Below are 24,864 nucleotides of genomic sequence, written 5' to 3'. Positions count from 1 at the left end.
CTACCCGTATTATTTTTAATGCGCCATAACCTAACAAAGAAAATGTTTAAAAGATACCCCACCCTCTTACTTGTTTTATTGTTAACATTAGCTGCTTGTGAAGAACAAGTGGAAAAGGATATTGATTCGCAAAAATCAGCTGATAGTTTAACATCTTATGTAGACACTTTTATTGGAACAGGTGGTCACGGGCATACCTATCCCGGGGTGAGCCGACCATTTGGAATGGTACAGGTAAGTCCAGATAACGGTACTAGTGGTTGGGACTGGTGTTCCGGTTACCATTATTCAGATTCCTTAGTGGCGGGCTTTAGTCATTTGCATCTATCAGGAACCGGAATTGGCGACCTGGCCGATATTTTATTTATGCCGGTAAATAAAAAGATTGATCTTACAAAAAAGGTGGAAGCGAGAAAAGATATTCCATACCTCTCAAAATATTCTCATATAGACGAATCGGCCAGCCCGGGTTATTACCAACTCTACCTGGAAGATTTTAATATTAATGTAGAGCTTAGTTCAACCAATAGAACGGCTTATCACAAATATACATTTGGACAGGGCGAAGAGAAATCGGTTGTAATAGACCTTGGATTTGCTATAAACTGGGATGAACCTACAGAAACTTCTATTAAATTAGAAGATGAAAATACGATTACAGGTTACCGTCACAGTACCGGTTGGGCAAATAATCAAAAAGTATTTTTTGTAGCTAAATTCTCAAAACCAATCGTTAAATCTGAATTATTCTCAGGAGGAGAAGCTGTTTCAACCTCTGAAGTAAGCAATAAGAAAACTTCAGCGCAGCTTTATTTTGATAAGGAAAGCAAGCAGCTTCAGGTAGCAGTGTCACTTTCTTCGGTAAGTCTGGCAAACGCCAAACAGAACCTGGATAGCGATGCCAATTTCAATTTTGATGAAATTAAGAAGGAATCTAGCAAAACCTGGGAAATGGCATTGTCTGATATAGTTGTGGAATCTCCTACAGATTCTTTGAAAACCATTTTCTATTCAGCACTTTATCATACAAAATTAGCGCCGGTTACATTCAGTGATAAGAACGGAGAATTTCGATTACAAAATGATAGCATCGCAAAAACTGATGGCACGGCATATTCAACTTTATCGCTTTGGGACACCTTTAGAGCACAGAATCCTCTGTTAACAATAACTAACCCTGGAATAACTTCAGACATTATAAATAGTATGTTAGCCTATTACGATGAAAGTGGCAGCTTGCCGGTATGGACGCTTTATGGGAATGAAACCAATACTATGACCGGCTACCATTCGGTTCCTGTAATTGTGGAAGCCTATTTTAAAGGAATTGAAGGTTTTGATGTTGAAAAAGCTTATGAAGCTCTGAAAACTACCATGATGCAAGACCAGCGAAGTTTAAAAGAGTTAAAAGAGTACGGATACATTCCTTATAATTTAGGGAACGAATCAGTGACCAAAACTTTGGAATATGCTTATAACGATTGGTGTGTGGCGCAGATGGCGAAAGCTTTGGGAAAAGAGGAAGATTATGACTATTTCTCAGAAAGAGCTAAAGCCTATAAAGAACTTTTTGATCCTGAAACCGGGTTTATGAGAGGGAAATCTTCGGAAGGAAAATGGAATACACCATTTGATCCCAAACATTCACAGCATAGAGTAAATACAGATTATACTGAAGGTAATGCCTGGCAACATAGTTGGTTCGTACTGCATGAGCCTCAGGGTTTAATCGAGCTTCATGGAGGAGCGGAGCCTTTTACTAAGAAATTGGAGCAATTATTTAATGAAAGTTCAGAGATTACCGGAGATCATACTTCGGCAGATATTTCAGGTTTAATTGGGCAATATGCCCACGGGAATGAGCCCAGCCACCATATCGCATATTTATTTAATAAAGCCGGGCAACCTTGGCGAACACAATATTGGGTACGTGAGATACTAAAAACTCAATACAGTACTAAGCCAGATGGTTTGAGTGGTAATGAAGATGCCGGTCAAATGTCTGCCTGGTATGTGTTTAGTTCTATGGGATTATATCCTTTTAATCCAGCTTCAGCTGAATACGAAATTGGCAGCCCTATATTCGAGACTTCTACTATTAACTTAGAAAATGGGAAGAGTTTTAAAATTGTGGCTAAGAATGTTTCCGAAGAAAATATCTATATCCAGTCCGCAACTTTAAATGGTAAAAATTTCAATCGAACTACTATTTCCCATAAAGAACTTTTAGCGGGTGGAGAGTTAGTATTTGAGATGGGCAGTGCGCCTAATAAAAACTGGGGTGTAAACGTAAATGAAAATTAATGGAACTAATAGATGTTCTAATTATTGCGCTATACCTCATCCTTACACTTTCTATTGGAATTTGGGTTTCAAAGAAGGCTTCTAAAGGTTTAGATTCTTACTTTCTGGGGGGTAAAAGCATCAAATGGTATTACTTAGGTCTTAGCAACGGTTCGGGTATGTTTGATGTTTCAGGTACTGCCTGGATGGTAGGAATTCTCTTTCTATACGGGGTGAAGAGTTTTATGTTTATGTGGATGTGGCCCATTTGGAATCAAATTTTTGTGATGATGTTCCTGGCGGTATGGATTAGACGATCTGGAGTGATGACGGGATCTGAGTGGATCCTTACCCGCTTTGGTGACGATAAAGCCGGCAGGGCTTCGCATCTTATTGTTGCTATCTTTGCCGTGATTGCCTCTATTGGTTTTATAGCTTATTTTTTTGAAGGTGTTGGGAAATTTATGACGGTAATCCTGCCCTGGGATCTTTCGCTCAATATTGCAGAAATAAGTCTGTTGAATTCTGAACAATCCTATGCCTTGCTTATAATTTTCTTTACTACAATCTACACTATAAAAGGAGGGATGTTTTCGGTGGTGACTACTGAAGTTTTGCAATATGGAATTATGGTTTTAGCCGGAGTCCTGGTGGCAGGATATACCTTTGTAAGTTTTACTGATGCAGAGGTGAATAATCTTATTCCTGAAGCCTGGAAAAGTATTTCATTTGGGAGCGAACTTCAGGGGTTTTGGGATGAAAAAAAAGAACCATTTAATGCGCTTATAGATTCGCAGGGCTATAAAATGTTTGGGGCTTTTATTGGAATGACCTTATTCAAAGGTTTTTTTGCCAGTATTGCCGGGCCTACTCCCAGTTACGACATGCAACGGATCCTTTCTACCAGAACAGTAAAAGAAGCCGCGTATATGAGTGGTTTTACCAACCTCGTGCTATTTGTACCACGATATCTTTTAATTGCTGCCGTGGTATTATTAGGTTTGATTTTCGTAGCGCCCGAGATGGCAGCTTCAGGCAGTTTGACGGGAAATGATTTAGAGGTAGTTTTACCAAAAGTAATTAACAATCATGTGCCCGTGGGAGTGAAAGGCTTATTGCTTGCAGGGCTTTTAGCAGCATTTATGTCAACTTTTTCTGCTTTTGTAAATGCAGGGCCGGCCTATATTGTTAATGATATTTATAAAAAATACTTTAAGCCTAAAGCAACAGATCGTCATTATATTAAAGCGAGTCATATTACTTCTTTTATAGTGGTTTTGTTGGGAGTAATTATGGGCTTCTTTGCCGATTCCATTAACTCAATAACTTTATGGATCACCAGCGCATTATATGGCGGATATGTGGCAGCCAATTTCCTAAAATGGGTTTGGTGGCGTTTTAATGGCTGGGGGTATTTTTGGGGAATGCTCTCCGGTTTGTTAATCGCCACCTTTCAATTTTTTATGGATCAAAATAAAGGAAATTTTGTTCCAGATTCATTTTTATATGAAACTGCGCACATTCCCGCGATATACCTTTTTCCGGCTATTTTTATTTTTTCTCTGTTGGGGTCTTTTTTAGGCACCTATTTTACCGCGCCAACGAATATAGAAACCTTAAAAAGTTTTTATAAGAATGTAAGACCCTGGGGATGGTGGAAACCGGTTTTAAAAGAATTGCAATTAGAAAATACCAGGATAGAAAGGAATAAAGATTTTGGGATAGATATGCTAAATTGCCTTATAGGAGTGATATGGCAATCCAGTATGATACTTTTACCAATATTTTTGGTAGTGCGGGACTACCATAAAATGGGATTAACCTTTTTGATCTTCCTTTTAAGTTCTCTTATTCTGAAATTTACCTGGTTAGACAAAATTAGAAAATATGAAAACTGAATTGACGAATAATATACCCTGGCAGGAAAGGCCGGCTAACTCAAAAGAGGTGCTATGGCGTTACGATCAAAACCCTATTATAGATCGTTACGCTATACCCTCTTCAAACAGTATTTTTAACTCAGCGGTTGTTCCTTTTAAAGATGGGTATGCAGGGGTGTTTAGATGCGATAATAAAGCGGTGCAAATGAATATTTTTGCAGGTTTTAGTAAAAATGGAATCGATTGGGAAATAGAGCATCACCCTATAGATTTTAGCCCCGGGAATACCGAAATGATCGATTCAGATTATAAATATGACCCGCGGGTTACTTTTATCGAAGACCGTTACTGGATTACCTGGTGTAATGGATACCACGGGCCCACTATTGGGATTGGATATACCTTCGATTTTAAAGAGTTTTATCAGTGTGAAAATGCTTTCCTTCCTTTTAACCGAAACGGGGTTTTATTTCCGAAGAAAATTAATGGGAAATACGCCATGTTAAGCCGGCCCAGCGATAATGGTCACACTCCTTTTGGTGATATTTACATTAGCTATAGTCCCGATATGAAATATTGGGGAGAACACCGTTGCGTGATGAAGGTAGCTCCTTTTGAAGAAAGTGCCTGGCAGTGTACTAAAATTGGAGCCGGCCCTGTTCCTATTTTAACCAATGAAGGTTGGTTGCTTTTTTATCACGGGGTGATTAATACCTGCAACGGTTTCCGATATTCTATAGGTGCAGCGATTTTGGATGAAAACGAACCGGATAAGGTGAAATACCGTTCTCAGCCTTATTTGCTGGCTCCTGCAGAACTTTATGAAATGACAGGAGATGTGCCCAATGTGATTTTTCCCTGCGCAGCATTACATTCAGAAAAGGAAGATAAACTAGCGCTCTATTATGGTGCAGCAGATACCGTGACCTCGGTAGCTTTCGGCCACCTTAGTGAAATTATAGATTTTGTGAAAAATAATACCCTGTAGTTATGAACTATAAATTGCTCCTGATTTTTATTAGTGTTCTTGCTGCCAATTTTATCTATGCACAAAATCCTCCAAGGTCTTATATAGCCTATAAAGCTATTGATGAGATTCAAATAGACGGGAAGGCTGAGGAAGCGTCCTGGAAAGAAGCTCCAAAAAGTGAAGATTTCATAGATATTGAAGGTGAAAAAACTCCAAAATACCAAACAAATATGAAGATGTTATACGATGAGGAGTATCTGTATTTCTATGCTAAAATGGAAGAGCCTCATGTTTGGGCTACCCTAAAGCAACGCGATACCGTGATTTTCTATAACAACGATTTTGAGATTTTTATCGACCCAGATGGAGATACCCATAATTATATGGAGTTTGAAATGAATGCTCTTAACACAGTTTGGGATCTATTTATTGTAAAACCTTATCGTGAACCCGCACCGGTAATAGATAGCTGGGATATTCAGGGTTTAAAATCGGCTGTTCATATTTCGGGTACTTTAAATGATGCGTCAGATGAAGATGAATTTTGGAGTGTTGAGGTAGCAATTCCCTGGGATGTTTTAAAAGAAGCAAATTCACATAACGAAATTCCTGAAGACGAATTCTGGAGAATTAATTTTTCACGTGTAAACTGGGATTTTGATCTGAATGAAGGTACCTATTCCCGAAAGAAAACTGAAGAAGGAGAATATTTGCCTGAATATAACTGGGTATGGTCTCCTCAGGGCGTTATCAATATGCATGAACCCGAACATTGGGGCTATGTATATTTTTCTGCAGAAAATGCAGGAGAAAATGACGAATTTGAAATTCCTGAGGATGAAAAAATTAAATGGAAGCTTTATGAAATCTATCGAAAGCAGAAGGAGTATTTCAGCAGAAAGGACGAGTGGGCTTCAAGTTTAAAAGAAATTCAAAAAGGTACTATCAAGCTCAACGGAAAGATACTTCAGCCTAAACTTGAAAATCATCTAACCGGATGGAATATTTCTATAGAAAGTCCATTTACCGGGAACCATTATATCATTAAAGAAGATGGTAAAATTTTAACCTCCAAAATCTAAATCATATGAAAACTAAACTTTTATTAATTGCCTTGTTAGCTTTCGGGTTCACTTCATGCCTGGATAATGTAGCCGCCTCAAAAAAGAACCAGGACAATATTGCTGAAGAAAAAAATGAAGATTTCAAGTTTTGGGTCTGGACCACTGCCGATGCAAAAAGAGCAGATTCTTCTTATACTTCAGAATTTAAAAAATATAGTGAAAATGGAATTGAAGCGGTGCTTATAAATACGAATACCGATCCTGAGTTACTTTCTCGTATAACACCCCTGGCTAAAAAAGAAGGCCTAGAAGTTCACGCCTGGATTATGGCTATGAATCGTCCGGGAGATAGCGTAGCCCTGCAACACCCAGAATGGTATACCGTAAGTAGAGAAGGAAATTCTACCCACGATACCCGGCCTTATGTAGATTATTACCAATGGCTATGCCCTACAAGAGAAGAATCTAGAAATCACGTTTTAGGCCTGGTAGAAGGTCTTGCGAAAGTTGAGGGTGTTGCCAGCGTTCACCTGGATTATATAAGGTTTTCTGATATCTTTTTACCAATAGGCTTATTACCAAAGTATGACCTGGAACAGGAAGAAGAGCTTGCTGAATTTGATTTTTGTTACTGCGATGTGTGTGTAGCTGAATTTGAGAAAATTCACCATAAAAATCCTAGAGATTTTGAAAATCCCGCGATAGATATGGAATGGAAACAATTCCGCTTAAACAAGATCAAGGCGGTAGTTGATGACGCTTATGAAATTGCACACGAAAACAATAAAGACCTGACCGCAGCTGTTTTTCCATATCCAGAAATGGCCGATCATATGGTGCGACAACGTTGGGATAAATGGAAAGTAGATGCTGTTTTACCTATGATCTATCATAACTTTTACAATGAAGAAGTAGACTGGATAGGATTTGCTACAAAACAAGGTGTGGAAGACCTAAAAGGAAAAAACACCGATTTACACACCGGAATTTATCTGCCGCCTATGAGTGCAGAAGATGTTACAAAGGCAATTAATCTTGCTAAGGAAAATGGAGCCAAAGGTATCTCGTTTTTCGATGGGAATGCGCTTACCAAAGAACAACTCAAGGCGATAAAAGAAGCGAGTAAATAGATGAAGAATTTAGGTTTGTTTTTATTAATGCTGTTTACTGTTTCCGCTTTTGCCCAAAAGCATAGGCTTACGGAATATGTAAACCCTTTTATTGGAACCGATGGCCCGGGAAATACGTATCCCGGCGCCACCGTTCCTAATGGGATGGTGCAATTAAGTCCCGATATTGGGATTGGAGGCTGGGATCGCATTTCTGGTTATTTTTACCAGGACTCCATAATTAGTGGTTTCTCTCATATGCATCTTTCCGGCACCGGTGCGGGTGATCTTTATGATATTTTGGTGATGCCCACCAATAGTCGTTTTTCTAAACGAATTCCGGAGAATAACAATAAACCTTTTTCAAAATTTAGCCACGAGAAAGAAGAAGCTTCTCCCGGGTATTATTCTGTGCAGCTTCTGGATTATGATATTAAAGCTGAACTTACCGCAACTAAAAGAACCGGGATTCATCGATATACTTTTCCTAAAGATTCGCTTTCTCAGATTCATGTGGATTTAGGTTATGCGATGAACTGGGATCGCCCAACTGAAACTCATATTAGCGTGGTAAACGATTCGGTTATTGAAGGCTATAGAAAGTCTACCGGCTGGGCTAAAGATCAGCGAGTGTATTTTGTGATGAAGTTTTCTAAACCATTTGATGATTTTCAGCTTTTCAATGATGCAAAAGAGATTTCAGGAAGAGAAATTACCGGGACGAATACCAAAATAATTCTGAATTATAAAACAACTTCTCAAGAGCAAATAGTTTTAAAAACTGGTGTTTCTTCGGCAAATATTGCCGGAGCTTATGCCAGTTTAAAAGCCGAAGCACCAGGTTTCAATTTTGATGATTTTAGGAAAGATGCGGATGAGGTCTGGCAGCAAGAACTGGAAAAAATAAAAATTAAGACTGCCAATGAAGATCAAAAATCGGTTTTCTATACGATGATGTATCAATCTATGTTGGCGCCAACCTTATTTAGCGATCCTAATGGAAACTATAAGGGCGCAAATGGGGAAGTGGAGACTGCAGATGGTTTTGAACGTTATGATACTTTCTCGCTATGGGATACTTTTAGGGCGGCGCATCCAATTTATACAATTATTCAGCAGGAAAGAGTATCCGATTTTATAAAATCGATGTTAGCTCATTATGAAGAAACCGGATTGCTCCCGGTTTGGTCTATGCAGGGAAATGAAACCAATATGATGTTAGGATACCACGCCGTGCCGGTAGTAGTAGATGCTTATTTTAAAGGTTTTGAATTTGATACTGAATTAGCTTATAAAGCTTGTAAAGAAAGTGCAATGGCTAATGACAGGGAAATTGATTTTTACCAGGAATTGGGTTATGTGCCTGCCGGGGATGAAAATGAAGATTGGAGTGTTTCAAAAACCCTGGAGTATGCTTACGATGATTGGTGTGTAGCGATGTTTGCAAAAGATCTCGGTAAAACGGCCGACTATAAAAATTTCCTGATACGTTCTAAAAATTGGGTAAATCTCTATGATGAAAAAAGCAGCTTTTTCCGTCCGAAAACTGAAGATGGTGAATTCGTCAAAGATTTTATAGCTAAGGAATACACTAAGTATTTTAGTGAAAGTAATGCCTGGCAATATTTCTGGTTTGTACCGCAGGATATTCCGCAGCTGATTAAAAAAGTGGGAGGAGAGCAGAGGTTTGAGCAAAAACTGGATTCTATGTTTTCCTATTATCCTAAAGCCACAGATAAGCTGCCAATTTTCAGCACCGGAATGATTGGCCAGTATGCTCATGGTAATGAGCCCAGCCATCACGTTGCCTATTTATATAATTACGTAGATAAACCATCTGAAACTCAGAAGCTGGTAAGAGAAATTCTCACAACTCAATATAAAAACGAACCTGCAGGACATTGTGGAAATGAAGATTGCGGCCAAATGTCTTCCTGGTACATTTTCAGTTCTCTAGGATTTTATCCTGTAAATCCTGCACAAGGCACCTATATGCTTGGAGCTCCACTTTTTGAAAGTGCTGAAATAAAATTACCTGGAAACAAGTCTTTTAGCATAAAAACAGAAAATTTTTCACCCAAGAATATTTTCGTAGAAAGTGTTTTCCTTAATGGTGAAAAGCTAGATCGTGCATTTATAACCCACAAAGAAATAATTTCGGGCGGGGAATTAACCTTTATTATGAGTAATATGACTCAGAATCAAGAATCTGGAAAGAGATCGATTAAAACACCACAGCCTGATAAAATTTACCATTAATGAAATATTTATACTACCTCTTATATTTTCCAATTTTAGTCTTTTCGGCCTGTTCCGGGAGTAAAGAAAAGACCTTTTCAGAAAACGAGCTCAACCTTATTCCCTTTCCTAAAGAATTGAAGTTGAATGAAGGTAGTTTTAACTTCACAAAAGAAACCAGCTTTGTGGTAGAAGGAACTCAACAAAAGGAAATTGCGGAGTTGTTAAATTCTAAATTTAGTGCTGCCGCTGGCTGGGAGATGGCAATATTGGAAGAAAAGCCTCAAACTAATTTTATTCAGTTTAAAGAAAATAAGGATTTGAATGAGGAAGCTTATAAGCTTTTAGTAGAGGATGAAAAGATTATTATTGAAGCTGCATCGTCTTCCGGGTTTATTTATGCTATAGAAACCTTGCGTCAATTGCTTCCTGTAGAAATTGAAAGTACAGAAAAAGTAAACGTTATAAATTGGCAAATTCCGCAGATTGAAATAAGCGATGAGCCCAGGTTTGAATGGCGGGGATTAATGTTAGATGTTTCCAGGCATTTTTTTGAGAAAGAATATATTTTTAAAACTATAGACAGGCTTGCTTTCCTGAAAATGAACACCCTTCATTTACATTTGGTAGACGATCAGGGCTGGAGAATTGAAATCAAGAAATACCCAAAGCTTACTGAAGTTGGTGCTTTTAGAGTAGACCAGGAAGATAAGCATTGGGATGCTCGCAGTGATAATAAACCTGGAGAAGAAGCTTCTTATGGAGGTTTTTATACACAGAAAGATATTAAACAAATTGTTGCCTACGCTGCGAAACACGGGATAAAGGTAGTTCCTGAAATTGAAATGCCGGCTCACGTAACCAGTGCAATTGCTGCATATCCAGAACTTTCCTGTACCGGGAAACCGGTAGCTGTGCCTTCCGGGGGTGTTTGGCCAATAACCGATATTTACTGTGCAGGAAAAGAGGAAACTTTTGAGTTTTTAGAAAATGTGTTGTTAGAAGTGATAAAGTTGTTTCCTTCAAAATATATTCACGTTGGTGGGGATGAGGCTACCAAAACAGAATGGGAAAAATGCGAGGATTGTCAGCGTAGAATAAGAGAAGAAGGCCTGGCGGGTGTGGATGAATTACAAAGCTACTTTATTCGCCGAATGGAAGAATTTTTAAGTTCTCATGATCGGGTTTTAATTGGTTGGGATGAGATTTTAGAAGGTGGTCTTGCTCCCGGAGCTAAGGTTATGAGCTGGAGAGGCACCGAAGGAGGTTGGGAAGCTTCCGAAGAAGGACACGATGTAATTATGACTCCCGGAAGTCACGTTTATTTCAATTTTTACCAGGGTGATTTCAATACAGAACCAATGGCATTTTCCGGTTTTACTCCGTTAAATAAAGTTTACGAATTTGATCCGGTGGTAGACAGCATGAATACTGCGCAGAAAAAATACGTATTGGGCGGACAAGCAAATCTATGGTCTGAATTTATCGATACACCAGAGCTTTCAGAATATATGCTTTTTCCCAGGTTAGTCGCATTATCTGAAGTGCTCTGGATTCCAGAAGACAAAAAAGACTGGGCAGATTTCTCCCGAAGGTTGCATGCTATGTTTAAGCGTTTAGACCTTATGGATATAAATTATGCGACCAGTGCTTACTCAGTAACTGCAGAGAGTGTAGTAGATTCAACCTCCGGTAAAATTAAAATTGCTTTAAAGAATGAATTTCCAAATTCAGAAATTCGATACACATTAAATGATAAGAATCTAAATGCATCTTCTCCTCTATACAAAGAACCTGTTGCTGTTGATAAGAGCAGTGTTTTAAGAGCTGCCGTTTATGAGAATGGAAAACCTAAAGGCGATACTTTGGTTAAGGATTTTCATTTTCATAAAGCCGTGGGTAAGAAGGTTAGTTATAAGCCAAAATATAACGATAACTATACCGGTGTTGGTAAAAGTACCACGGTAAATGTGATTAGGGCAACCAAAAATTTTCACGATGGTCAATGGCTTGGTTGGCTGGGCGAAGATGTAGAAGTTATAATAGACCTTGAGAAATCTGTTCAAGTAGAAAGTTTGAAAGTCGGAACTATGGAAAACCAGGGCTCAGGGATTTACTTCCCGGTAAAGATTTCTGCTTTTGCTTCTAAGAATGGAGAGGAATACAGCAAGATAGGAGAAGTAAGCAGGGATTTTAAGACCAATGGCGCTGTTAGTTTAAAAGATTTTGAAATAAATGTGAAGCTTCAGGAGGTTAAATGCATCAAAGTAAAGATAGATACTTATAAAGGATTACCGGGAAATGGTAAAGCCTGGCTTTTTGTTGATGAAATAATGATAGAATAAAATGCCGTGGAATTAAATTAAAAATATGGGAATGAAATTAAATGTATTATTCGGTGCGCTGTTTACGCTTATTTTTTCAGCAAATATTTATGCGCAGGAAAGCGAGATCTCTTATGTAGATTATGTAAATACCCTGATGGGAACAGATTCAACTTTCGATTTGTCTAATGGGAATACATATCCTGCGATAGCACTTCCCTGGGGAATGAATTTCTGGACCCCACAAACCGCCGAAATGGGTGATGGCTGGGCTTATAAATATGATGATTATAAGATTCGGGGCATAAAACAAACCCATCAACCCAGTCCGTGGTTAAATGATTACGCAGCCTTTTCCCTTATGGCGGTAACCGGACAGTTGAAATTCGAGGAAGAAGAAAGGGCCTCCTGGTTTTCTCATAAAGCCGAAACTGCAAAGCCACATCATTATAGCGTCTACCTTGCCGATTATGATGTGACAGCAGAGGTAGCGCCAACCGAGCGAGCCGCACATTTTAAATTTACTTTTCCGGAATCTGATAGTTCTTATATAGTGCTGGATGCTTTTAACAAAGGTTCTATGGTGAAAATTATTCCTGAAGAACGTAAAATTATTGGATATGCGAGGAACAACCACGGCGGTGTGCCGGAAAATTTTCATAATTATTTTGTAGCCGAATTTGATAAGGATTTTGAAGTTAACCATACCTGGAAAGATGGTTGGGAACTTCAGCAAAACTCTAAAAATGCAGAGGCCGATCATGTAGGAGCTATTATTGGTTTTAAAACCAAAAAGGGTGAGGAAGTAAATGTAAAAGTGGCTTCATCTTTTATTAGTGCAGAGCAGGCACAGCTTAATTTGGATTCAGAAATTGGGGAAAGTAGTTTTGAGGAGGTAAAGGATAATGCTAAAGAAATATGGAATAAAGAGCTTGGTAGAATTCAGGTAGAAGGTGATAATACAGATCATATTGAAACTTTTTATTCCAGTCTTTACAGGGTTTTATTATTTCCGCGAAAGTTTTATGAAATAAATAAAGAAGGAAAATGTGTGCATTACAGCCCGTATAATGGTGAGGTTTTGCCCGGCTATATGTTTACCGATAATGGATTCTGGGACACCTTTAGAGCGGTTTTTCCTTTTTTTAATATGATGTATCCCGAGCTGAACAAAAAAATAATGGCCGGTTTGGCTAATACTTATAAAGAATCAGGTTGGCTTCCCGAGTGGGCAAGTCCCGGGCATAGAAATGTGATGATAGGTTCTAATTCGGCGCCTATAATTGCTGATGCCTACTTAAAAGGGAATGTATATCCTGAAGATGTGGAGGTGCTTTTTGAAGCAATTCTTAAAAATGCGAATATTGAAGAAGGAAGACCGGTAGAATCAGTTGGACGTGAAGGACTAGGTTATTACAACGAACTGGGCTATGTTCCGTACGATGTAGATATAAACGAAAACGCTGCCAGAACCCTGGAATACGCTTATGCCGACTGGACCATAGCAAAAATGGCCAAAGATCTTGGTAAAGAAAAAATAGCAAAACGCTTTTATAAGCAGGCGTATAATTATAAAAAACTATTTGATTCTTCTACTAATCTTATGCGTGGTAAGAATGAAGACGGAACTTTCCAGGAACCTTTTAATCCTTTGAAATGGGGCGATGCCTTTACAGAAGGGAATAGTTTGCATTATACCTGGAGTGTGTTCCAGGATGTTGAAGGACTTATTGATCTCATGGGCGATGAAGAGGAATTTACAGGAAAATTGGATGAAGTTTTTGAAATGCCGCCCGAATTTGATGATTCATATTATGGATTTACTATTCACGAGATTAGGGAAATGCAAATAGTGAATATGGGAAATTATGCCCACGGCAATCAGCCTATTCAGCATATGATATATTTATACAATTATGCCGGGAAGCCCTGGAAAACTCAGCAAAGAATCAGGGAAGTGCTTACCAAACTTTATGCTCCAACTCCAGATGGATATCCGGGAGATGAAGATAACGGGCAAACTTCTGCCTGGTATGTTTTTAGTTCATTAGGATTTTATCCAGTTACACCGGGAGCAAGTCAATATGTTATTGGTAGCCCACTATTTGATAAAGCCAGCTTAAAGCTTCAAAACGGAAATGAATTTAATATTATAGCTAAAGATAATTCCGAAGAAAACTTTTACATAGAATCTGCTTCTCTAAATGGAAAGGAATGGAACAAAAATTACCTGAATTATGAAGATGTTATGCAAGGTGGTACACTTCAACTTGAAATGATTGACACTCCTAACATGGAAAGAGGGGTGACCAAGGAAGCAGTTCCATTTTCTATGAGTTCAGATAATAAATAGTTTAACTTATGAAAAATGTTTATTTACCTTTGCTGGCTTTTTTAGTTTTTGGGTTTATATCAGCACAAAAAGCTCCGGTAGATTACGTAAATCCATTTATAGGGACCTCCAATTATGGAGCTACTAATCCGGGAGCAATTGCTCCACGAGGGATGGCAAGTATTTCCCCGTTTAATGTTGCCGGAAGAATAGATCTTAATCCTTTAGAAAAGGATAGTCAGTGGTTGTCTAACCCGTATGTATATGAAAATAAATTCCTAACCGGTTTTTCACATGTGAATATGAGTGGGGTAGGTTGCCCAGATCTTGGAGTAATCATTGCGATGCCCACTACCGGGGAATTGGAAACAGATCATTTAAAATATGGAAGTACTTATTCTGAGGAAACAGCAAAAGCCGGTTACTATTCAGTTGAACTCGATAAATATAAGGTGAAAGCAGAAGCCACTGCGAGTACAAGAGTTGGTGTTTCCAGGTATTCTTTTCCGGCAGGGAAAGCTAATATTTTACTTAATTTAGGCTTAGGGCTTACCAATGAGCAGGGGTCCATGGTTCATGTTGTTTCCCCTACCGAAATTGAGGGAATGCGCACTGTGGGTTCTTTTTGCTATAATAATGCGGAAGCAGCCTATCCTGTTTATTTTGTGGTGAAATTTTCAGAACCTGCAGAAGAGTTTGGAATATGGAAAACTCCTTATGAATATAAAGGCGAGGAAGCAAAGTGGATGACTTATAATGGAAAGACTCGAGTAAAAGAAGGTTTTACCCGGGAAGTTATAGGTGATAGTATTGGAGCTTATATGGCTTACGATTTCAAAGAGCCCCGGGAAGTTGAAGTCAAAATTGGTATTTCTTACGTGAGTATTGAAAATGCCCGTGAAAATTTAGAAAAAGAGGTTGGAGATTTATCTTTTAAAGAAGTTTATGAACAAACAAAAGAAGCCTGGAATAAGAAGCTTAAAGTTGTAGAGGTTGAAGGCGGAAGTAAAGACCATAAAACTATTTTCTACACGGCATTATATCATACCCAAATTCACCCTAATATCCTAAATGATTTTAATGGAGAATATCCGGAAATAGCCACTGGTAAAATTGGTAGAACCGAAGGAACGCGATATACCACTTTTTCACTTTGGGATACCTATAGAAACTACCATCAATTAATGAGTTTGTTGTATCCGGATGAGCAATTGGAAATGGTAAAGTCTATGTTAGCTATGTATGATGAAAATGGTTGGTTGCCTAAATGGGAATTAAATTCAACCGAAACATTTACCATGGTTGGAGACCCTGCAGCGGTTGTTTTAGCTGATACATATTTACGTGGTTTAACCGGTTTTGATGTAGAAAAAGCTTATGAAGCCATGCTAAAAAGTGCGCTTGATACAGTCAACAATCCCTTACGGCCTGGCCTTAAACAGTATATTGATAACGGGTATGTAGGCGTTGATAGTGGAGTTCCCGGGCCTGTGTCCACAACCCTGGAATATAATATTGCCGATTATGCTATAGCACAATTAGCAAAAAGTTTAGGGAAAAAGCAGGATTATAAAACCTTTTCTAAGCGTGCTACATCTTATAAAGAACTTTATAACCCAGAAACAGGATTTTTACAGCCAAAATACAGTGATGGAAAATGGTATAAACCTTTTGATCCACTTGCGGGAGCCAATTTTGAAAAGAATGTTGGTTATATAGAAGGTAATGCCTGGCAGTATTTATTTATGGTACCTCACGATATTAAAGGTTTAATGAAGCTTATGGGAGGTTCCCAAATTTTTGAAAATAAACTGGATAAAGTATTTGAAGAAGATCAATACGATATGGCCAATGAACCCGATATTCTTTATCCTTATTTGTATAATTATATCGAAGGTAGTGAACATAAAACTTCCGCAAAAGTTACCGAACTTATTAAACAATATTATAAGAACAGCCCGGCGGGTCTTCCAGGGAACGATGATACAGGTACTATGAGCGCATGGTTAGTATATTCAATGATGGGTTTCTATCCTGTAACTCCTGCTCAACCTACTTACACATTTACAAAACCAACTTTTGAACAAATAAAGATTAATCTCAATAATAAGTACTATGATAATGAGTCTGTTATGATAAATTATCAATCTTCAGAGCAAACTAGCAATAGCGATAAATCACCGGCATTCCTCCTTGAAGATTTCTTTATAAATCATAATGATTTCCTAAAATCTAAAGAAATTAATTTAATTACTGTTGATAATTAATTAAAAAATTTAGTTAAGCGCAGTTACTTAGTGTTAATTTAGCTTAAACGTTTTCGTTTATGTTAGTTGTTTAGCTGTTCAAATTTGTTATCTGTCGAAAACTTTCTGAAATGGTTAACACATTTCTAACATTTATTTAAATTTATAATCGAAATGCGCTATTAGGGCGTAAAATTCTAACCAAAACTAATTACACATGGGTAAAAAATTATTATTCCTGCTTGGATTAATGTTTTTTTCATTTAATCAAAACGTGATTGCGCAGGAGCAAACAGTAACCGGAACAGTAACAGATTCTGAAAACGGAATGCCTTTACCGGGAGTTACTGTACTGGAAAAAGGAACCAGTAATGGAACCTCTACAGATTTTGACGGAAATTACTCCCTGGAGGTTGAAGAGGATGCTACTTTAGTTTTTTCTATGGTAGGATTTATGAAACAGGAAGTTCCTGTAAACGGTCAAACTACAATAAACTTAGAGCTCTCTCCAGATACAGAAGCTTTAGATGAGGTTGTAGTTACTTCTCTGGGCTTAACCAGGGAGAAAAAATCACTTGGTTATGCCGTAACCGAGTTAGATTCTGAAGAAGTAAATACAGTTAAAGATTATAATGTTGCCAATTCGCTTGTAGGTAAAGTTGCCGGTTTGGTAGTTAATCAAGCCAGTGGAGTAGGTTCTGGTTCTCGTATTACTATTCGTGGTAATAACACCTTAACCGGAAACAACCAGGCTTTGATTGTGGTAGATGGTATTCCAATTGATGCTTCAGGAAATGAATCTGGTGGTAGTATTTATAATAGTACCGTTACCGGTGGTGGGATTACAGATATTAATCCTGCTGATATCGAATCAATTTCGGTATTAAAGGGTCCAAACGCGGCTGCACTTTATGGTTCTAGAGCAGCGAGTGGGGTGATTTTAATTACTACTAAAAAAGGTACAAGAGGTGCCGGCCTGGGTATTTCGGTCAATTCGAATGTATCCATAGAAGAAACCATGTTTCTTCCAGATTTTCAAAATCAATACGGGCAGGGCGTTAATGGTGCTGTTTATGCAGATTTAGAAAACTTTGGCTCTAGTTCCTGGGGGCCACTTTTAGATGGTTCTCAACAATTATACTATACGGGAGAAGAAAGAGCATATACTGCACAGCCAGATAATGTAGAAAATTTCTTTGAAAACGGAATTAAAAGTATCAATACCATCTCGATGGATCAGGGTGGTGAAAACCATAGTGTAAGATTCTCTTATACTAATAACCAAACAACTTCGGTTATTCCTAATTCTGAACTTCATAGCCATAACTTTAACCTAAGAGGCGTTATAGATTTATCTGATAAATTAACATTAGATAGTAAGGCCACCTATTTTACTCAGGAACTTGAGAATAGAGTGAATGTAGGTACAGAGGGTGTGCTGGCTTTTGTTTATAGGATGCCCAGAAATGTTGCTATAGATGACCTTAAAAGATATAAACCTTCTTTATGGTCTAATCCAGAAATGTTTCCAGATGAATATGGGGCAATAAGTTATGCAGGACAGAACAAAAGTCTTGGTAATCCATACTGGATGCTAAACCAGGATACCAATGATGAGCGTAGAGATCGTTTTCTAGGTTTCACAAAATTAAATTATGAGTTTAATGATTGGCTTTCTGCTTTTATTAGAATAGGGGGAGATGTTACCAACGTTAGAACAGAGGATATTCAGGATTATGGACATCATTTCTTTTACGATGGCCGCTTGAATTTTACCAGTCGTAAAAACGTAGAAATAAATAGTGATTTCTTATTTACAGCTAATAAAGACCTTACTGAAAAGCTAAACCTGGTGGCCAATGTTGGAGGTAGTTTGTCTAAACGTACTTTTGAAGGTATGAGTGTTAGAGGAAGTCAATTTAGGTTGCCTTCCCGAGCATTTTTAAATAATACTAATGTTCAAACCAGTACACATACACCATTAGGAGTTAAAAAAATCAATTCATTATATGGATCTTTTAGTTTTTCCTATGATGATTTCATGTATTTAGATTTAACTGCCAGAAACGACTGGTCATCAACCCTTAGTGAAGATAATAGATCTTTCTTTTATCCTTCTGTAAGTTATTCCCTGTTGGTAAACCGTTTTATAGATCCAGATAAGAATTTTCTGGATATGCTTAAACTAAGAGCTAGTTGGGCAGAAGTTGGTAACGATACTGGAGTGTATCAGTTATACCAAACCTTTAGTGTGCCACAACAGGGTTACTTAGGATTAACTGTTTTGGAAGGTCCTAGCGTGAAACTAAATCCAGACCTAAAACCAGAGAGTGTAAAATCTACTGAATTTGGTGTTGAATTTAATATGTTCAAAAACAGATTATATGGAGATTTTTCAATTTATGAGATCGTAACTAATGATATGATTTTTAACGTGCCTGTGCCTTTTTCAACTGGATACAGCTTTTTTAAAGAGAATGTTGGAGAGGTGAAAAACAACGGATTTGAACTTATGATTGGTGGTGTACCTGTACAAAATGAAAACTTTAGATGGGATATTTCAGCCAACATGTCAAGAAATAACAACAAATTGGTAGAGCTGATTGATGGTTTAGATTACACCGTTCTAAATAGTTTGGGAGATCTTTCCGTAAGAGCAGAAGTAGGTGGCGGAATTGGTGATATTTATGGTACCACCTGGAAAACTAACGAAAATGGAGAGCGAGTTGTGACAGCCGAAGGCTTTCCGGTAGCTTCTAATGAAAGAGAAAAACTAGGAAATGCTCAACCAGATTTTATTGGAGGCTTAACTAATACTTTTACTTATAAGAACTGGAACTTAAGATTCCTTGTAGATGGAAGATTTGGCGGAGAAATATATTCTGCAACCTCTTCTTATCTTGATGGAGCCGGTGTTTCAGAAAGAAGTCTTCAGTACAGAGATGGCGGTATCACCGTAGACGCTATTAATGAAGAAACAGGACAACAAAACGATGTTCAAATAACGGCACAGCAATACTGGGGTAGTTATTCAAATATCACCTCTAACTATGTTTATGATCAAACCAACGTGAGATTAAGAGAATTTGCGTTAACTTACAGGTTACCAGGGGAGTCTATAAGCAATATAGGTTTAACTTCTGCCTCAGTTGGTTTAATTGGTAGAAATTTATTCTTTATCTATAAAGAAGCCGATGATATTGATCCTGATGCTTCTATTGGAACAGGACTTTCAGGACAGGGAATTTCTCTAAACAATGCACCAACTATTCGTAGTCTTGGTTTAAATATTAATATTAAATTTTAATAAAAATAATTATGAAAGGAATTTTAAAGACAATTGGCACAAGCTTGTTGTTGGTTTTTTTACTTGCCGGATGTTCCGATTTCGAGGAGATCAACACAAGACCCGATGCATTTGGATCTGAAGAAGTGAGTGCAAAATACTTTCTTACTGGAATTCAAATAGAACTTTATGCACCTAATCGTTTTCCATATTGGAGAGCGCATTTAATTCATGCCGATAGGTATGCAGGTCAATTCACTTTTGGTTATAATGGATGCTGGTGGACCGGTTCTCTTGGTTATGCTTACAGTGCTGGATATACTGATGCCACTTACGATTGGATAGCCGGGTATGTTAGTAACTTAAGTGTTTACCAGAACTTTGTAGGTGAAGGCGGAGACTTAGAAAATCAGAATTTTTACGCACTTGGTCTGGTAATGAAAGGTCTATACTATCAAATGTATACAGATACTTTTGGAATGGTACCTTATTCAGAAGCTTTGGATCCAGACATTATTACACCTAAATTAGATAGTCAATCTGAAATTTATCGCGGAGTAATTGCTGAGTTAGACCAGGCGATGGAGATTATTGGAGATCAAACCGTAACTGGTGATGGTATTGAGCTTCTCGCTGAAAACGATTTGTTCTTTAACGGAGATCTTCAGCAATGGAAAAAACTGGCAAACACATTGAAGTTAAGAATGGCTCTAAGAGCGCAAGGTGCACCAGGAGCAGATTTTGCTGAAACAGCTATTTCTGAAGCTTTGCAGGCTCCGCTTTTAAGCACAGAGATGGATAATGCATTAATGGAGAAAGATACCGAAATAGACCAATTTGGAAATGCAGCTTATGGAGATGTTTGGCATAACTTCGGTGGAATAGGATCTCACTGGAATGTTGGGAAAACCCTTATTGACTATCTTAGAGATAATAATGATCCACGATTATCACGTTACGCCAAACCTATTATTGGTGGGGAATTCACCTTTACAAAACCAGCTGAAGGGTCTGGAGCAAGCCTCTTTGATAAGCACGTAGAATTTATTTTAGGAGAACTTGATAATGCTGGAGTGCCGTATACAAGAAACGGTTCTGGAGATGAATTTACAATTTCTGTACCGCAGGACCAGGATTACTATGTTGGGCAACCTTCAAGGCTGAATCCAGAAATTTATCCTCACGTTAAGAACGACTTGTTTTCTGAACCTGCAGATTGGGTTAATAATCCAAAAAACCAGGGACTGGAAATTTTCCCCGAAGTGGTTTTCACTGCAGCCGAAGGAAACTTTTTACAAGCTGAGGCTATCGTAAAAGGTCTTAGTTCTGGTGACGCTCAGGCATTATACCAGGAAGGAATAAGACAGGCGATGAAAATTTGGAGAGTTGAGGACAGTGAGATTGAAGCCTTTATTGCTAATGAAGAAATGGCTCAACTAAACGGAACCGATGAAGAAAATTTAGAGAAAATCGCTATCCAAAGATGGATTGTATCTTATACAGATGGTTTTGAAGCATGGGCCGTAGTAAGAGATACAGGATATCCTGTTGAATTAGCTAATGGAGTATCAGATTACGATATCTACGCAGCAGGAACTCTTAACGGTGAATATCCTCAACGAATGAGGTATGGAAACCAGGAGTACAATACAAACGGAGCAAATGTTGAAGCGGCCATACAGGAACAGGGACCAGACGAACAGGGAACTGAATTATGGTGGGCACAGAATTAGCCTGAATATTTAATTGAATGAAAAAAGAGGGAAATAACTTCCCTCTTTTTTTATGCGAAAAGTTCTGGAATCTCATTCACCTTAAAACCCCAGATGCTGGGTAAAAAGAAATACACCAAAATACTTATTAAAAGAATAGAAAAAAGGTTCATCCATAAGCCCGTTTTTATCATATCTGGTATTTTTAAATAACCCGAACCAAAAACCACCGCGTTTGGTGGCGTTGCTACCGGCAACATAAAAGCGCAGGATGCGGCCAGTGTAGCGCTTATTAATAATAAATAAGGGTGAAGGCCCATTGCCAAAGCCATAGGCGCTAAAATTGGAAGTAGCATTGCCGTGGTGGCGAGATTAGAGGTTACTTCGGTTAGAAAATTAACGGCAGCGACAAGAATTAATATTAATAGGAATAAAGGCAGGTTTTGTAAGTAAGTGAGTTGTTCGCCTATCCAAACCGCTAAACCTGTTTCACTAAAACCTTTTGCAAGAGCCATTCCGCCGCCAAAAAGTAAGATGATTCAACAGGGAATTTTCACGGCTTCTTCCCAGTTTAATAAAGGTTTCGTTTCTTTTCCCGATGGGACAATAAAGAGTGCGATCGCCGCAACAATAGCTATTATAGTATCATCTATAAAAGGAAGAAAAGGCTGAATTAAAAAAGATCTTGTGATCCAAAGAAAAGCGGTGCAACCGAAGATAACGAGCACCCTCTTTTCCTGCATGCTTATTTTTCCTAAAGACTTCAGTAGTTTATTAATTTCGGCTTTCCCGCCGGGGAATTCAGCTTTATCAAATTTAAAAGCAAAACTGGTAAGGTATTTCCAACAAATAAACAACAGGAAAACCGAGATCGGAATCCCTAACATTGCCCATTTCAAAAAACTGATCTCGATGCCGTATAATTCTTCAACTATTCCGGCAAAAACCAGGTTTGGCGGTGTTCCTATTAACGTTCCAATTCCACCAATTGAAGCACTATAGGCTATAGCGAGCATTAATGCTTTCCCAAAGACCATAGGTTCATTTTCGTTGCTAAATGGATTGTTTTTTAACTGACTTATTATCGCGGTGCCAATAGGAAGCATCATAACCGATGTTGCGGTATTTGAGATCCACATAGAAAGGAATGCGGTGGCAATCATAAAACCAAGGATGATGAATTTTATCTTGCTTCCAATGAGGTTAATGATGTTTAGCGCAATTCTTCGGTGTAAATCCCATTTTTCTATAGCTACGGCTAGAACGAATCCGCCCAGGTATAAAAACACGTATTTATGACCAAAAGCAGCGGTGGTGGCTTCAATATCTAAAGCGCCGGTTAAGGGAAACATAACAATGGGCAATAAAGCGGTAACCGAAATTGGGATTACCTCGGTCACCCACCAGAGCGCCATCCAAATGGTAATACAAAGAATATCAAAAGCTGCCGGGGGCATAGATTTTGGCGCGCCCAGTATTTGAAGTATAAAAAATAATAATGGCCCCGCTATTAAAATTAAAGCTCTTAAAAATTTATTCATTAGATAAGGTTCTCAAGGAGCTACCAAGATATCAAATTTAATAAAGCCCGGTAATTCTTTAAATATAGAAACAACTTTTTTTATAGTTAGGCTACTATTTATTTAGTTAAAATTTTTATTAGGATAAATATATTCTTAATATTGAAGAATTATTCATCATTTCAATCTAATTCTTAATATATCATCACTAATGCAAACTTTCCTTTTGATTATTTTTAGCCTTGTTTTTTCTTCCGCTTTTGCACAGAACAAAGAGATCGAAGATCAAATTAAATACAAAGCTATTTACGAGTTAACTTATGCTCCCGATTCTACGGATATTAATGAATTAAAAACCGAAGATTTTAACTTATTTCTGGGCAATAAGGTTTCAATTTTTGCCAGCCGGGGGCGTACGATGAGTGATTCTTTGAAAATGAATTTACAGGGAAGAGATATTGGAAGTATGGATTTTGAAGAGCGTGCTAAAAGAACGAAAACCGAGTTTGAATCGGTGATTTATAAAGGTTTTCCGGAAGAAAAAATATCTTATTCTTATAAAATTCTTAGGGATAACCTGAGGTACGAAGAAGACCTGAACCAATTTAGTTGGGAGATTTTGCCGGAGAATAAGCTGATAGAAGGCTATCAGTCACAAAAGGCGACTACCACTTTTGCCGGAAGAAATTATATTGCCTGGTTTACTTCAGAAATTCCTATTTCAGAAGGACCTTACAAGTTTAACGGATTGCCGGGCCTTATTCTTGAAATTAGCGACGTTCAAAATCATTATAATTATAAACTAAAAAGTTTCGAAAAGTTCAAAAATCCTGCTAGCGTGGAGCTTAAAGTTTCTCATTTTATAAAAAGTGATAAAAAGGAAATTTTAGAAAGTATTAAGGAATATAAGTTAGATCCATTCGCAGTTGTAGAACGAAATAATACTCCCGAAAAAAATATAACTTTTGGATTTCAACCCGGCGAAAAAGAAAAACTTTTGCGCGAAAACAAAGAAAAGCTTGAAAAGAGAAACAACCCCATAGAGCTGGAATAACATTCAATTTATGAAACAATTTTATATTCCCTTTATATTTCTATTAATAAGCTCGCTAGTTCCTGCCCAGGAATTAACAGATAAATTTAAATATAAAGCTACCTACGACCTTACCTGGCAAATAGATTCAACAAATTCTGAGTCTATCCAGAATGAAACTATGGTATTGTTTATTGGTGATAAGATTTCGCGATTTTCTAGCGAAGGTCAATACATAGCAGATTCTATAAAAGAGGCTTATAAAGATCGCGAACGAACCCAACAAAGTTTTAATGAAATGAGATCCAAAATGCCAATGTCGGCATTAAATTTTTATGTTTTCAAGAGACAGAACTCAGCACAGGTTTCTTTTACAGAGAAAATTATTAAGGATAATTACCGGTATACACAGGATATTGATGATTTGAATTGGGAAATTTTGCACGAGACTAAAGAAGTAGCCGGTTTTGTGGCACAAAGGGCAAAAGCAAGTTTTTCGGGAAGGGATTATACAGCTTGGTTTACTACTGAGATACCTATTTCAGAAGGGCCATATAAATTTCGTGGCTTACCGGGCCTAATCCTGGAAATTTCAGATAATGACGATTATTACACTTTTAAACTCAACGGTTTCAAAGAATTGAACGATGAAATTTTTATAGAGTTTGATCCAGAAGATTATTTGGAGGTTAGTAGAGAACGATTCCTGCAAATAAAACAGGAGTATGCTGAAAATCCCTTTATAAAAATGGAAAATTCTGGAATTACAATGGGTTTTCAGCCCGGTCAAAAAGAGAAATTATTAAGGGAACATCGCGAAGAATTAAAAAAAGAAAACAACCCTATAGAATTAGAGTAGCCTAAATT

General features: G+C 37.8%; 13 protein-coding genes and 1 pseudogene. 13 read left to right on the top strand and 1 reads right to left on the bottom strand.

Going from position 1 to position 24,864, the window contains the following annotated elements:
- The first annotated feature begins 42 nt into the window (after positions 1-42).
- The 11 genes from APB85_RS03395 to APB85_RS03345 all read left to right on the top strand — a co-directional run bounded on the left by APB85_RS03395 (position 43) and on the right by APB85_RS03345 (position 21,465).
- Positions 43-2,304, top strand: coding sequence for a GH92 family glycosyl hydrolase (locus APB85_RS03395; RefSeq protein WP_057482945.1), 2,262 nt, complete (start codon positions 43-45; stop codon positions 2,302-2,304).
- Positions 2,304-4,181 (top strand): sodium:solute symporter family protein, encoded by a 1,878-nt coding sequence (locus APB85_RS03390; protein ID WP_057482946.1) that lies wholly within the window; start codon positions 2,304-2,306, stop codon positions 4,179-4,181. The genes APB85_RS03395 and APB85_RS03390 overlap by 1 nt, the downstream gene beginning before the upstream one ends.
- On the top strand, positions 4,171-5,151 hold the full coding sequence (locus APB85_RS03385; protein WP_057482947.1) for a glycoside hydrolase family 130 protein: 981 nt from the start codon (positions 4,171-4,173) through the stop codon (positions 5,149-5,151). The genes APB85_RS03390 and APB85_RS03385 overlap by 11 nt, the downstream gene beginning before the upstream one ends.
- A 2-nt stretch (positions 5,152-5,153) precedes the next feature.
- Entirely contained in the window at positions 5,154-6,215 is a 1,062-nt protein-coding gene (locus APB85_RS03380) for a carbohydrate-binding family 9-like protein (protein ID WP_057482948.1), read from the top strand.
- 5 nt (positions 6,216-6,220) lie between these two features.
- The gene (locus APB85_RS03375) at positions 6,221-7,327 is read left to right on the top strand and encodes a family 10 glycosylhydrolase (protein WP_057482949.1); all 1,107 of its coding nucleotides are present in this window, start codon (positions 6,221-6,223) and stop codon (positions 7,325-7,327) included.
- Positions 7,328-9,565 (top strand): GH92 family glycosyl hydrolase, encoded by a 2,238-nt coding sequence (locus tag APB85_RS03370; RefSeq protein WP_057482950.1) that lies wholly within the window; start codon positions 7,328-7,330, stop codon positions 9,563-9,565.
- Positions 9,565-11,889 (top strand): beta-N-acetylhexosaminidase, encoded by a 2,325-nt coding sequence (locus APB85_RS03365; protein WP_057482951.1) that lies wholly within the window; start codon positions 9,565-9,567, stop codon positions 11,887-11,889. The genes APB85_RS03370 and APB85_RS03365 overlap by 1 nt, the downstream gene beginning before the upstream one ends.
- Before the next feature lie 31 nt (positions 11,890-11,920).
- Positions 11,921-14,221 carry a GH92 family glycosyl hydrolase gene (locus APB85_RS03360; RefSeq protein ID WP_057483003.1) on the top strand — a complete coding sequence of 767 codons (2,301 nt, stop codon included), beginning with the start codon at positions 11,921-11,923 and terminating at the stop codon, positions 14,219-14,221.
- A gap of 8 nt (positions 14,222-14,229) precedes the next feature.
- A complete protein-coding gene (locus APB85_RS03355) occupies positions 14,230-16,467 on the top strand; it encodes a GH92 family glycosyl hydrolase (RefSeq protein WP_057482952.1) in 2,238 nt (745 codons plus the stop codon).
- Positions 16,468-16,663: 196 nt separating this feature from the next.
- A complete protein-coding gene (locus APB85_RS03350; protein ID WP_057482953.1) occupies positions 16,664-19,753 on the top strand; it encodes a SusC/RagA family TonB-linked outer membrane protein in 3,090 nt (1,029 codons plus the stop codon).
- Positions 19,754-19,764: 11 nt separating this feature from the next.
- Positions 19,765-21,465: a SusD/RagB family nutrient-binding outer membrane lipoprotein gene (locus APB85_RS03345; protein WP_057482954.1), complete on the top strand. Its 1,701-nt coding sequence runs from the start codon at positions 19,765-19,767 to the stop codon at positions 21,463-21,465.
- Positions 21,466-21,515: 50 nt separating this feature from the next.
- Here APB85_RS03345 and APB85_RS03340 read toward each other — a convergent pair.
- Positions 21,516-22,985: pseudogene (locus APB85_RS03340) on the bottom strand (SLC13 family permease).
- A 190-nt stretch (positions 22,986-23,175) separates the two neighbouring features.
- On the opposite strand from APB85_RS03340, the gene APB85_RS03335 reads away from it, so the two are divergent.
- Together APB85_RS03335 and APB85_RS03330 are read left to right on the top strand one after the other, a co-directional pair.
- On the top strand, positions 23,176-24,018 hold the full coding sequence (locus APB85_RS03335; RefSeq protein ID WP_057482955.1) for a GLPGLI family protein: 843 nt from the start codon (positions 23,176-23,178) through the stop codon (positions 24,016-24,018).
- Positions 24,019-24,028: 10 nt separating this feature from the next.
- Positions 24,029-24,856, top strand: coding sequence for a GLPGLI family protein (locus tag APB85_RS03330; RefSeq protein ID WP_057482956.1), 828 nt, complete (start codon positions 24,029-24,031; stop codon positions 24,854-24,856).
- The last annotated feature ends 8 nt before the right edge of the window (positions 24,857-24,864 follow it).

This window comes from Salegentibacter mishustinae (assembly GCF_002900095.1).
Taxonomy (GTDB): domain Bacteria; phylum Bacteroidota; class Bacteroidia; order Flavobacteriales; family Flavobacteriaceae; genus Salegentibacter; species Salegentibacter mishustinae.
Note: the sequence above shows the minus strand (reverse complement) of the source record. Positions and strands in the feature narration are given on the sequence as shown.

Coding starts and splice junctions, on each gene's coding strand:
- APB85_RS03335 (WP_057482955.1), top strand. CDS start 23,176: ATGCAAACTTTCCTTTTGATTATTTTTAGCCTTGTTTTTTCTTCCGCT.
- APB85_RS03360 (WP_057483003.1), top strand. CDS start 11,921: ATGAAATTAAATGTATTATTCGGTGCGCTGTTTACGCTTATTTTTTCA.
- APB85_RS03375 (WP_057482949.1), top strand. CDS start 6,221: ATGAAAACTAAACTTTTATTAATTGCCTTGTTAGCTTTCGGGTTCACT.
- APB85_RS03370 (WP_057482950.1), top strand. CDS start 7,328: ATGAAGAATTTAGGTTTGTTTTTATTAATGCTGTTTACTGTTTCCGCT.
- APB85_RS03385 (WP_057482947.1), top strand. CDS start 4,171: ATGAAAACTGAATTGACGAATAATATACCCTGGCAGGAAAGGCCGGCT.
- APB85_RS03365 (WP_057482951.1), top strand. CDS start 9,565: ATGAAATATTTATACTACCTCTTATATTTTCCAATTTTAGTCTTTTCG.
- APB85_RS03380 (WP_057482948.1), top strand. CDS start 5,154: ATGAACTATAAATTGCTCCTGATTTTTATTAGTGTTCTTGCTGCCAAT.
- APB85_RS03330 (WP_057482956.1), top strand. CDS start 24,029: ATGAAACAATTTTATATTCCCTTTATATTTCTATTAATAAGCTCGCTA.
- APB85_RS03395 (WP_057482945.1), top strand. CDS start 43: ATGTTTAAAAGATACCCCACCCTCTTACTTGTTTTATTGTTAACATTA.
- APB85_RS03350 (WP_057482953.1), top strand. CDS start 16,664: ATGGGTAAAAAATTATTATTCCTGCTTGGATTAATGTTTTTTTCATTT.
- APB85_RS03345 (WP_057482954.1), top strand. CDS start 19,765: ATGAAAGGAATTTTAAAGACAATTGGCACAAGCTTGTTGTTGGTTTTT.
- APB85_RS03355 (WP_057482952.1), top strand. CDS start 14,230: ATGAAAAATGTTTATTTACCTTTGCTGGCTTTTTTAGTTTTTGGGTTT.
- APB85_RS03390 (WP_057482946.1), top strand. CDS start 2,304: ATGGAACTAATAGATGTTCTAATTATTGCGCTATACCTCATCCTTACA.